The following is an 11,479-nucleotide window of genomic DNA, read 5'->3' on the forward strand; positions in this document are numbered from 1 at the left end:
CGGCAGGGCGGCGGGAGCGGCTGCCACCGGCATCGGCATGGTCGCGGCAACGCTGACGTTGCGGGCGACGCGCAGGCGCAGGCCCGCACGTTCGATCTCGATCTCGGTGAGGCTGGTCTCATCGAGCAGCAAGGCAAGCTCGCGGACGAGCGCGGAATCCTCGCTGGAAAATTTTGCGGCTGCTTTGTCGTCTGGCTGGCGCGCCATGTTGTTTGATCCGAATGTTCTGTTGGAAGGGGGCGTCAGGCTTTGGGCTTGATGCCGAGCTTGGCGGCAAGGCCCTGGATCGCGAGGCGGTAGCCTTCGATGCCGAAACCGCACAGCGAGGCGAAGGCCGCGTGCGCGGTGTAGGAGTGATGACGGAAGCTCTCGCGGGCGTGGATGTTGGTCACGTGCACTTCGACCGTGGGAATCTGCACCGCGAGCAGCGCGTCGTGGAGCGCGATCGAGGTGTGGGAGTAGCCGCCGGCATTGATGATGATGCCCTTCATCTTGCGGGCGTGTGCCTCGTGGATGAAGTCGATCAGCTCGCCTTCGCGGTTGGACTGCCGGCAGTCGGCCTTGAGTCCGAACGCTGCCGCCGTCTCCCGGCACAGCGCCTCGACGTCGGCCAGCGTCGCATGGCCATACTTTTCGGGCTCGCGCGTCCCCAGCATGTTGAGGTTCGGCCCGTTCAGGACGAGGATCGTGTCGGTCGCAGGTTCAGCCATTCCAATCCCGGAAGAGGTGCTTCGGCGTGGCGGGGGTTATAGGTAACAAAGCGCGTGAGGGGAAGCCTTGAAGGGCCTCCCGGGTGGCTTCAAGGACCTCATCCAGTGCGCAAAAACCTGTGCGGAAGCTGCGGAAATTGCTTGTTAACCGGTCCAAAGCATGGCTGCCGGTGAACGCAAAGGGGCGGGCATCGCTGCCCGCCCCCTGAGGTTGCCGTGATCCGGCCTTAGGCGTTCAGGATCGCCACGATCTCATAGGTATCCGGATTGATGATCACGATTTCCTCGCGGATCAAGACGAACTTGTAGGTCCGCCACTCCGGATAGATCGTCACGACCTTCGACGGCAGGGCGTGGAGCGTAATGCCCTCACGCGGGATGCGGGTGCCGACCGAAATGTTGAAGTTCACATTGGTCACGGGCGCCACCTTCTCCTCGCGGATCACTGAGGTGATCTGCGTGCGCTGCTCGGTCGAGAGCTTGGCGGCCGCGCCAGCCTGGCCGGTCGTCGTCTGCGACCGCTCGGTCCCGGTCTGGGTCTGGGTCTGGGTTTGGGAACCCTGGTGGCCAGGCGCATTCATACCGCTGCGGTCTTCCTGACCTTGGGGCTTCATGTCCTTGCTGCCCTTGGTCTCGGTTTCCTTGCTCATGCTACCCTTGGACTTCTCGTCGCTCCGCGGGCTTTGGCCGACCGTCGACGACTTCTCCGACTGCGTTGACTTCTCACGCGTCGCACCCGGCTGGTCCTTGTTCATCTTGTCGGACTGAGTCGACTTGTCATGAGCGCTCGGCTGATCCTTCTGATCCTTCATGCCGCCGGCCTGACCGACCGTTCCCTTGTCATGCTTGTCTTGCTTGTCCATGGACTCTTGTTTGCCCATGGAGCCGCTGCGCTCACCAGAAGGCTGCGTGCTGTGTTGGGTCTGCTGGCCACTCCCGTAGTCCTTGGTTCCGGTTCCTTGCGCATTGGCGAAACCGGTGCCGGCGATCAGCGCCAAGGCTGCAACCGAGACCAAAAAGCGATTAGTCATTTGAACCTCTCCTCACGTGATTTCTTTGCGTCATTGCCCGCGCCGACAACGAAAGGAGAGCGCGGTCGTTCCGAAATCAGGAGGTTCCGACGAGCTTTGTTTGTTGAATGCCGGATGAACGATCCCGCCCGGACCGCGACAAACTGCGACGGTCCGAACCGCGCGAAAAAAAGAAGCCGGCTGTGGGCCGGCCTCTTTCAACGCAATGTCGTGTCGCTCAGCAAGTCGCTTTGCCGCAGCGGGCGATGCCAATCTTTTCCCTGAGACCTTCGACGCCGACGGCGCCGATCACGATCTGCTTGCCGATCACGTAACTCGGCGTGCCGTTCATGCCCATCGCTTCGGCGAGCTTGAAGTTCTCCTCGATGGTGGCGCGCACTTCGGGGCTGGCGATGTCCTTCTCGATTCTCGCGGTGTCGAGACCAGCCTCCTTGGCGGCCTGAATCGCGCGCGCCTTGTCCGCCGCGCCGCGACCGCCGAGCAGTCTCTGGTGGAAGTCGAGATATTTCTTGCCGGAGGGATCCTGCATGCGCACGGCGACGGCGACCTGGGCCGCCTCGACCGAGCCTTGGCTCAGTACGGGAAATTCCTTCAGCACGACCTTCAGCTTCGGATCACTCTTCATGAGATCGAGCATGTCGCCCATGGCGCGTTTGCAGTAGCCGCAATTGTAGTCGAAGAACTCGACGAAGGTGACGTCGCCGTCCTTGTTGCCGAGCACGACTTGGCGCGGCGAATTGAAGATCGCGTCGGCATTCTGCGCGATGCTGGCCTCGTGCTTCTGGGTTTCGGCCGCGGCCTGACGCTTGCTGAGCTCGGTCATGGCCTCCTCGAGCACCTCGGGATGGCTGACGAGATAGTTCTTGATGATCGCCTCGATGTCGGTGCGCTGGCTATCGGAGAAGCTGTCCGCCGACACGGGGGCGGCTGCGCCGAACATGGCGAGCGCAAACAGCGCGGGAGCAAGCAGGCGCAGCGAAGGCATGGTCAAATCCTCTTATCCAAAGCAGGTTTCGGTAAAACGTCGCGGCGGACTTAGAGCTCGATGTCGTGACGTCGTGGTGTCGGGCGTCGTTTGCGTTGCGTCAGTTGCGCGGCGGCTTGGCCGCCACGATGTCGTCGGCCTTGACCCATCCGGGCGTGCCGACGGCGAAACGGGTTTTCGCGCGCGTGGCGAGCTCGCGGGCGGTCTTGTTGTCGCCGCGCAGGTAGGCGGCTTGCGCCGACGCGAGATCCGCCTCGGCATAGTCTCCCTTCCGGCCATAGGCCATCGCGAGCTGAGTATATCCGAGCGCGGCCTCGGGCTCTCGTGCCACCGCGGCGCGGAGAATCCGAACGGCGTCGTCGGTGTAGGCCTTATTATCGGTTCCAACCAGAGCCTGCCCAAGTAACATCTCGATGAGGGGCGCATTGTTCGAAAGCTGCACGGCCTTGCGCAGGGGAGCGATCGCCTCGGCGGGCTTGCCGCTCTCCAGCAAGGCCTGGCCGCGCACTTCGTAGAAGTACGGATTGTTTGGCTGAACCTGGATCAGCGCGTCGATCTGGGTCAGTGCGCTGCGCAAATCCCCATGCAGATAGGTGCTGATGGCGCGGGCATAGCGCGCCGGCAAGCTGTCGTTGGTCTGGGGATAGCGGCGGTACACCGTCTCCGGCCGCTCCATGAACGCGGAGATCTTGGCCCGCACCATGTCATGGCGGAGCTGGAGCGCGGGATCGTCCTTCTTGTCCCAATAGGGGCTGGAGCTTGCGAACTCTTGCAGCGCGGCGACGCGCTCGGCCGGCATCGGATGCGACTGGAGATAGGGATCGGCGCCGCGCGCGGCGAACAGGCTCTCGCTGGTGAAGCGCTTGAAGGTCTCGTACATGCCCTTCGGCGACTGCCCCGTCGCGGTCAGAAATTTCACGCCGGCACGGTCGGCGTTCTCCTCCTGCTGGCGCTGGTAGGACAACAGCGTGCGGCGGATCATCTCCTGCGGAGCGGCGATGGCGGCCGCCCCCGCATTGGCAAGGCCGTTATTGCCGGCGCTGCTGCGCTGCGTGCTGCCGGCGGCGATTGCGCCGGCGCCGAGCAGCATCGCGATGATCATCTGGGTCTGCGCCGTGGCGAGATGCTCGCGCAGCTTGGACAGATGGCCGCCCGCCAGATGCCCGGTCTCGTGCGCGAGCACGCCGATGATCTGGTTCGGCGTCTCCGACTGGAGGATCGCGCCCCAATTGACGAAGATGCGGCGGCCGTCGGCAACGAACGCGTTGAACGAGCCGTCGTTGATGATCACCATCTGGATGTTCTGCTTCTCCAGACCGGCGACGCGCAGGATCGGGCGGGTATATTCGCGCAGGAGCTGCTCGGTTTCGGTGTCGCGCAGGACCGGCGGCCCCTTGGCCTGCGCGCGCGCAGCCGAGAACGGCGTCAGCGCGATCGCCGTGGCCGTAACGAGGGCGGTGAGGGCGGAAGCCTTCTTGCGCAATGCGATCTGGAGCAACATCAAGCGGTCTGGGTCAAACGGTCTTGGTCAAGCAGTTTCGTGATTGGTTTTGGCGATTGGCGGCGGACCGGATACGCGATATGCCCTTGTGAGCCTTACCCCTTATGAGCCGTACAATGCGGCTAGTCTGGGGCGCAAGCGCCCCCGTGTTCCGGACCGGACGGACCGGTCCGCCAGCGAATAGCAGAAATCGATGCACGATGCGACATTGAGGAACCGGTTGGGACAGTGGCTCGAGCCCTCCCGCCGCAGCGATGTTCCCCCGTTCATGGTGATGGACGTCATGGCCGCGGCGGCCCGAATCGAGGCCGCCGGCGGCCATGTTATCCATATGGAGGTCGGCCAGCCCGCAGCCGGCGCACCCAGCACCGCGATCGCGGCCGCCCATGCCGCGCTCGAGGCGGGGCGGATCGATTATACCTCCGCACTCGGCATCCCCTCGCTGCGCGAGCGCATCGCGCGGCATTATCGCGATGTCTATGGCTGTGACGTCAGCCCCGAGCGGATCGTGGTGACGACCGGCTCCTCGGGCGGATTTATCCTGGCCTTCCTGTCGATGTTCGAGCCCGGCGATCGCGTCGCGGTGACCGTACCAGGCTATCCACCATACCGTCATATCCTCACCGCGCTCGGCTGCGAGCCGGTGCTGATCGAGACCACGAACGAGACGCGCCACGCGCTCGCCGGCGAGGCGCTGCTTGCTGCCCATCGCAAGGCGCCGCTGAAAGGCGTGCTGGTCGGCAGCCCCGCCAATCCGACGGGGACCATGATGTCCCGCGAGGCGCTCACTGGCCTGATCGCGGCCGCGCAGGACGCAGGTATCCGCTTCATCTCGGACGAAATCTATCACGGGCTGGATTATGCGTTTCCGGCCGTGACGGCGGCGGCGCTGTCGGACCAGACACTCGTGATCAACTCGTTCTCGAAGTATTTTTGCATGACGGGCTGGCGCGTCGGCTGGATGGTCGTGCCTGAGATCCTGGTGCGGCCGATCGAGCGGCTGCAGCAGAACCTCTCGATCTCGGTGCCGGCGCTGTCGCAGATCGCGGCCGAGGCCGCCTTCGACGGCGCGGCCGAGATGGAGGAGATCAAGCACGGCTACCAGGAAAACCGGCGCATTCTGATCGAGGGACTTCCCAAGGCCGGCCTGACCAGGTTCCTGCCCGCCGACGGCGCGTTCTATCTTTATGCCGACGTCTCGGACTTCACCTCCGACAGTTTCGAGTTCGCCAAGCAGATGCTGGAACAGGCTCGTGTTGCGGCTACGCCCGGCCTCGATTTCGATCCCATCCATGGACGCTCGTTCGTTCGTTTTTCCTACGCACGTTCGCCCGAGGAGATGCGCGAGGCAGTTGACCGGATCGCTGACTGGCTTAAATAGCCGCCAGTTTTGACCAGCCTTCCGGAGTTCATCTTGTCTGACCGATCTGCCGCGCCCGTCGCCACGTCGCATTCTCCTCTCGCCGCATTGATGTGGCCGACCCGGCCGGGCGAAACCGTCGGCGCAGTGCGCGCCTTCGTGCTGATTGCGCTCGGCACCGCGTTGATGGCGCTATCAGCCAAGGTCAGCCTGCCGCTGCCCTATGTGCCCATGACGTTGCAGACGCTGGTGGTGCTGATGATCGGCGCTGCCTACGGCTGGCGCCTTGGCAGCGCAACCATGATCGCCTACCTCACCGAGGGCGCGCTCGGCCTGCCGGTGTTTGCCGGTCCGGTGGGGGGCATTGCACCGCTAATTGGTCCGACTGCAGGCTATCTGTTCGGTTTCATTGCCGCAGCCTTCGTGACCGGCTGGCTCGCCGAGCGCGGCTGGGATCGCCGCGTGGTGCTGCTGTTTGCGGCGATGGCCGTTGGCCATATCGTCATTCTCGCCGCCGGGTTCGGCTGGTTGGCGTTTGGCCTTGGCCTCGGCGCCGCGAAGGCCTGGCAGGTCGGCATTGTGCCGTTTATTGCGGCTTCGCTGGTCAAGAACGCGCTCGGCGCCGCGTTGATGCCGGCAGCGCGCCGGATCGTCGATCGCCGCGGGTAAAACGCGCGGTAACGAGCAGTTCCAATTGACAGGGCCGGCCAAGTTGATCTTGGCTGGCCCGATAATTTGAGGGGGAGTGAAACGATGACGACGACAACGATGGCGGAAGCGCCGGTCGCCCCGCCCGCTGCCAAGCCGTGGTACAAAATCCTCTACGTCCAGGTCCTGATCGCCATCGTGCTCGGCGCCATCGTGGGCTGGCTGTGGCCACAGCTCGCCACCAACGAGTGGATCAAGGCGCTCGGCGACGGCTTCATCAAGCTGATCAAGATGGTGATCGCTCCGATCATCTTCTGCACCGTCGTCTCGGGCATCGCCCATATCCAGGATGCCAAGAAGGTCGGCCGCATCGGCGTCAAGGCGCTGGTCTATTTCGAGGTCGTCTCGACCTTCGCGCTGGTGATCGGACTCATCATCGGCAACTTGGTGAAGCCCGGCGCGGGCTTCGGCAGTGGCGCGGCAAGCGAGGCGGCCGTCGCAAATTACGCCAAGCAGGCTGCCGGTCAGAAGTCGGTCGACTTCGTGCTGCACATCATTCCGGACACCGTGGTCGGCGCCTTCGCGCAAGGCGAGATCCTCCAGGTGTTGCTGTTCTCGGTGCTGTTCGGCTTTGCTTTGATGAGCCTTGGCGAGCGCGGCCACACCATCCGCAGCTTCATCGACGACGCCGCGCATGCCGTGTTCGGCGTCATCTCCATCGTTATGCGTGCAGCACCGATCGGCGCGTTCGGTGCGATGGCCTATACGATCGGCAAGTTCGGCACCGGCGCGATCCTCAACCTGGTCGGGCTGATCGCCACGTTCTACGTCACCGCGGCGCTGTTCGTGTTCGTCGTGCTCGGCATCATCGCGCGCGTGGCGGGGTTCTCGATCTTCAAGTTCCTGGCCTACATCAAGGACGAACTGCTGATCGTGCTCGGCACCTCGTCGTCGGAAAGCGCGCTGCCGTCCCTGATGGAGAAGCTGGAGCGGCTCGGCTGCTCCAAGTCGGTGGTCGGCCTCGTGGTGCCCACGGGTTACTCGTTCAACCTCGACGGCACCAACATCTACATGACGCTGGCGACACTCTTCATTGCGCAGGCACTCGGTTACGATCTCTCCTTCAGCCAGCAGCTCACGATCCTGGTCGTGGCGATGCTGACCTCGAAGGGCGCCTCCGGCATCACCGGTGCCGGCTTCATCACGCTGGCGGCAACGCTCGCGGTGGTCGATCCGCGCCTCGTGCCGGGCATGGCGATCGTGCTCGGCATCGACAAGTTCATGAGCGAATGCCGTGCGCTGACCAACCTGTGCGGCAATGGCGTCGCCTGCGTGATCGTCGCCTGGTGGGAGGGCGAGCTCGATCGCGACAAACTCAAGGCCAATCTCTCCAAGCAGATCGATCCGACCGACATGGAGACGGCGATCACGACCGACTGATCCGGATCCGGCAGCGCAGCGCGCTGTCAGACGTCGAAGTAGTAGGGCTGGTCGAGATCCTCGATCAGCCCTTTTTCTTTCGGCGTCCATCCGAGCAAGGCGCGCGTCTTCGCTCGAGATTGGAACGTCGACAGCTAAAACCGCTCCGGCCGATAGGGCGCCGGATCGATCGCCGGCGTCTCACGGCTCATGATTTCGGCGAGCAGGCGTCCGGTCGCGGGCCCCAGCGTAAAGCCCTGGTGGCCGTGACCGAAATTCATCCAGAGGCCAGGATGTCGCGGAGCTTGCCCAAGCACCGGGAGCATGTCGGGCGTGCAGGGCCTCGTGCCGAACCACGGATCGGGCTCGACCCGCTTGCCGAGATCGATCAGCTCGCGTGCGGAGGCCTCGGCGCTGGCGAGCTGCACCGGCGTTGCCAGCGCGTCCATGCCGGTCAATTCCGCGCCGGTGGTGATGCGGATGCCCTTGGCCATTGGGCCCATGGCGTAGCCGCCGCCTTTGTCGACGAGCGGGAGGTCGAGCGAGGCGCCGCCGCTGTAGTGCATGTGGTAACCGCGCTTGCGTACCAGCGGAATGCGATAGCCGAACTTGTGCAACAGATCGGGCGACCACGGCCCGAGCGTCACGACGGCGTGGGGAGCGTCGAGACGTCCCTGGTCCGTATCGACGGACCAGCCGGTCGCGGTCTGCCGCAGGCTCTGGGCATCACCGAGAACAATGGTGCCGCCGAGGCGCTCGAACAGCTCGGCATAGGCCGTGACGAGGGCACCCGGATCGGACACGGTCCAGGTGTCGAGCCAATGGATCGCGCCGGGAAGGTCGTCGCGCAGGATCGGCTCGGCCTTGGCAAGCTCACTCCCGGAGAGCACGCGGAAATTCACGCCGAATTCGCGCTGGTCTTCCTCCGCGGTCTTGATCGCGAGATCGAATGACGCAGGATCGCGATGCAGCATGCGATAGCCCGCGCGGCGGATGAGATTGTCGGCATGGGCTTCGCGAATGAGGATGTCGTGCTCCGCCGTCGCATAGGCGATCAGCCGTGCCCAGGCCTCGATCGCCTCGCGATGCCGCTTCGGCGCCGAATGCCACCAATAGCGGAGCAGGGGCTCGATATGGAGATGAAGCGACGACAGGCTGTAGCGCACGTCGTTGGTGCGGCCGGTTGCGATCTTCAGGAGCGTGGCGAGGTCGCGCGGCATCGGATAGGGGCGGACCGCTTCCGCCTGGATCATCCCGGCATTGCCGTAGCTGGTCTCGCGGCCCGGCTCCCTGCGGTCGACCAGCGTGACGGACCAGCCGCGTTGCCGCAGGTGCAGCGCCGCGCTGACGCCGATCATGCCGCCGCCGAGAACGATCGCGCTTTGCATTGGCAGAATTCTCCTGTCAGGCTGGTTGTGGACGAGGTCGGGTCATTCCCAGGCGAGGAAGCCTGGTGCGGCCGACAGCGGCGGCGCCGCGGCGAGCTGCGCCAGATCGGGGACCGGCCGGCACAATTGCGTATCATCCGCGAACGCCGCTTCGATGCTTGCGGCAACCGAGAGCACGACGGCGTCGCCGCCGCGCGGACCGACGATCTGGAGGCCGAAGGGCAGGCCGGCTTCATCGAGGCCGAGCGGAATGCTGATGGCGGGATGGCCGGGAAGCGTGACGGCATAGGCGAGCGCGAGCCAGTGGAAGTACGACTTGGTCGGCGTGCCGTCGATCTCGGCGGGGTAGAGCTCCGACCACGGCCGCGGGCTCAGCGTGATGGTCGGGCTGATCAGCACGTCGGTCGCTTCGAAGAAGCTCTGATAGGCGCGATAGATCCGCGTCTGTGTCGTTGCGGCGCGCGCATGGTCTTCGAGCGTGTAGCCGAGCCCTTCCTCGACATTGGCGCGGACATTGGGGCCGAGCATCTCAGGACGCTCCTTGTAGTTCTTGCCGTGCGTCGCCAGGAACATGCCCGCGCGCAGCACGGCAAAGGCGTCGTCCGCGCCGGCGCAATCCGGCGTCGCTTCGCGGCATGCGGCGAAGAGCGGCTCAAGCTTGCCAACGCGCTGGCGGAACACGCGCCGGATCGCCTGCTCGGTCGGAGCGAAGCCAAAGTCCTCGGTGAAGGCGAGGCGCAGCTTGCCGAGATCGACGGGACGCGGCGCGGCCCAGCGCTCGGCGCAGCCACGCAAGGGCTCGCCGGGTAGCGTGTAGGCGAGCGGATCGCGCGCATCGTCGCTCGCCATCACTGACAGCATCAGCGCGGTGTCGGCGACATTGCGCGCCATCGGCCCATCGGTCGACAGATTGGACCAGCCGAACGCGCGCTTCTCGCTGGCCACGAGGCCGTAGGACGGACGCATGCCGACGATGCCGGCATAGCCTGCCGGATTGCGCAAGGAGCCGCCGGTGTCCGAGCCGGAGGTGAGCGGGGCCATGCCGCAGGCGAGCGCCACCGCCGAGCCGCCGGATGAGCCGGCCGCCGAGCGCCTGGGGTCGAACGGATTGCCGGTCGCGCCGAACACGGGGTTGCGGGTGTTGCCGCCCGCGGCCCATTCCGGCGTGTTGGTTTTGCCGAAGATGATGGCACCGGCCGCGCGTAGCCGCGCGACCGAGCCCTGGTCGGCCGCCGGGACGTTGTCTCTGAGCAGCGGGCTGCCATAGGTGCTGCGCAGCCCGGCCGTGTCCTGGGTGTCCTTGATGAGAACGGGAAGCCCGTGCAGGGCGCCACGATCCTCGCCGCGCAGGATGGCGGCCTCGGCTTCCTTGGCCGCGGCGCGTGCGCCTGATACGTCCAGCGTCACGACGGCGTTGACGGCCGGATTGATGGTGGCGATCCGCGACAGGCAGGACTCCAGCAGCTCGACGGGCGAGATCGCCCGGGCGGCCAGCAGGCGGCGCAGTTCAACCGCGCCGGAATCGCAAAGCTCTGACAATGCCAATCCCTTTTCAAATCGTGAAGACGATCTAGCATATCGGAAACTCGGTTGGGCGCACTGCACACCGAGTTTTTGCGCTTCGGAGATTCTCTCTAGCTCCGCCAGTTCACTGCGCCGCTCGGTGCAGACGAACGGCCGCAATAGTGCGAGCAAGGAGAGCGCCAAAACAAAAACGCCCGGCTGTGCCGGGCGTTTTGCATTTGATATTCGGCTTTATTCGCCCCCGCCGAAGCGGCGCGACCACCAGCCGGCACGGCGCGGGGCGGCCGGAGGTTCGTTTGCGGCTTGCGGTGCGGGCTCAGCTGCCGGCGCGGGCGCAGCAACCGGTTCGGTCGGCTGCGCAACCGGTGTTGCGGGTTCGGGCTGGCTGTGCAGCAGGAAGCTCACCTTTTCCCGGACGGTGGAGCGGCGTCGCGCGGCCTTTTCGTCGGGCTCTTCTTCCGGTGCTGCTGTCGCCGTAGCGGGAGCCGGCTCCGGCCGGGCCGGCACCTCACTCTGCACGTCGGCGCGCGGTTCAGGCTGCGCCGCCTGCGGTTCGGCGGAGTGTTCGGCCTGTGCAATCGAGGGCGCAGCCTCGCTGCCGAAGCTGTCGAAATCGGCGACTGCGTCGGTCGCCTCCGGCGGCGCGCTGGTAGCGAGCTCGTCGCCGATGGAGCCGGCAAGACCCTCCTCGGCGCCACCGCGACGACGGCGTCCGCCACGGCGACCACGGCGGCGGCGGCGATCGCCGCTACCCTGCTGCTCGCCGCGGGCTGCCTGTTCCTCGCCTTCCTCGCCGTCCTGCTCGGACTCTGAATCCTCTTCGCCTTCGCCGGCTGCCATAGCGGCCTCAGGAAGCGTGGGCGCGCCATCCTCGCGCAATTCGCTGTCGCGCTGGCCGCCGCGGCCGCGCCGG

Annotated in this window: 9 protein-coding genes and 3 pseudogenes; 3 read left to right on the forward strand and 9 right to left on the reverse strand. The window is 65.4% G+C overall.

What is annotated here, in order from left to right; all coding sequences use genetic code 11:
* From CWO91_RS39220 to CWO91_RS39240, 5 genes and pseudogenes are all read right to left on the reverse strand, one after another.
* Nucleotides 1-207 (reverse strand): annotated as a pseudogene (locus CWO91_RS39220) (acetyl-CoA carboxylase biotin carboxyl carrier protein); the annotation flags it as partial.
* 35 nt (nucleotides 208-242) lie between these two features.
* Nucleotides 243-710 (reverse strand): type II 3-dehydroquinate dehydratase, encoded by a 468-nt coding sequence (aroQ, locus tag CWO91_RS39225; protein ID WP_130220725.1) that lies wholly within the window; start codon nucleotides 708-710, stop codon nucleotides 243-245.
* 227 nt (nucleotides 711-937) lie between these two features.
* A complete protein-coding gene (locus tag CWO91_RS39230) occupies nucleotides 938-1,741 on the reverse strand; it encodes a DUF1236 domain-containing protein (protein ID WP_091888030.1) in 804 nt (267 codons plus the stop codon).
* A 217-nt stretch (nucleotides 1,742-1,958) separates the two neighbouring features.
* Entirely contained in the window at nucleotides 1,959-2,726 is a 768-nt protein-coding gene (locus CWO91_RS39235) for a DsbA family protein (protein WP_130220726.1), read from the reverse strand.
* A 100-nt stretch (nucleotides 2,727-2,826) separates the two neighbouring features.
* Nucleotides 2,827-4,227 (reverse strand): M48 family metalloprotease, encoded by a 1,401-nt coding sequence (locus tag CWO91_RS39240; protein ID WP_130220727.1) that lies wholly within the window; start codon nucleotides 4,225-4,227, stop codon nucleotides 2,827-2,829.
* 193 nt (nucleotides 4,228-4,420) lie between these two features.
* Here CWO91_RS39240 and CWO91_RS39245 point away from each other — a divergent pair, with 193 nt between their 5' ends.
* The 3 genes from CWO91_RS39245 to CWO91_RS39255 all read left to right on the forward strand — a co-directional run bounded on the left by CWO91_RS39245 (nucleotide 4,421) and on the right by CWO91_RS39255 (nucleotide 7,675).
* Entirely contained in the window at nucleotides 4,421-5,608 is a 1,188-nt protein-coding gene (locus CWO91_RS39245) for a pyridoxal phosphate-dependent aminotransferase (protein WP_130220728.1), read from the forward strand.
* Between the two features lie 90 nt (nucleotides 5,609-5,698).
* Nucleotides 5,699-6,256, forward strand: a complete 558-nt coding sequence (locus CWO91_RS39250) for a biotin transporter BioY (RefSeq protein WP_130220732.1) — start codon at nucleotides 5,699-5,701, stop codon at nucleotides 6,254-6,256.
* An 84-nt stretch (nucleotides 6,257-6,340) separates the two neighbouring features.
* A complete protein-coding gene (locus tag CWO91_RS39255) occupies nucleotides 6,341-7,675 on the forward strand; it encodes a dicarboxylate/amino acid:cation symporter (protein WP_130220729.1) in 1,335 nt (444 codons plus the stop codon).
* Between the two features lie 26 nt (nucleotides 7,676-7,701).
* Here the strand turns inward: CWO91_RS39255 and CWO91_RS45340 are convergent.
* From CWO91_RS45340 to CWO91_RS39275, 4 genes and pseudogenes are all read right to left on the reverse strand, one after another.
* Nucleotides 7,702-7,794 (reverse strand): annotated as a pseudogene (locus tag CWO91_RS45340) (3-beta hydroxysteroid dehydrogenase); the annotation flags it as partial.
* A gap of 15 nt (nucleotides 7,795-7,809) precedes the next feature.
* Nucleotides 7,810-9,042: an NAD(P)/FAD-dependent oxidoreductase gene (locus CWO91_RS39265; protein WP_130220730.1), complete on the reverse strand. Its 1,233-nt coding sequence runs from the start codon at nucleotides 9,040-9,042 to the stop codon at nucleotides 7,810-7,812.
* A gap of 42 nt (nucleotides 9,043-9,084) precedes the next feature.
* Entirely contained in the window at nucleotides 9,085-10,581 is a 1,497-nt protein-coding gene (locus CWO91_RS39270; RefSeq protein WP_130220731.1) for an amidase, read from the reverse strand.
* Between the two features lie 216 nt (nucleotides 10,582-10,797).
* Nucleotides 10,798-11,479 (reverse strand): annotated as a pseudogene (locus CWO91_RS39275) (ribonuclease E/G); the annotation flags it as partial.

This window comes from Bradyrhizobium genosp. SA-3, from assembly GCF_004212635.1.
Lineage (GTDB): Bacteria > Pseudomonadota > Alphaproteobacteria > Rhizobiales > Xanthobacteraceae > Bradyrhizobium.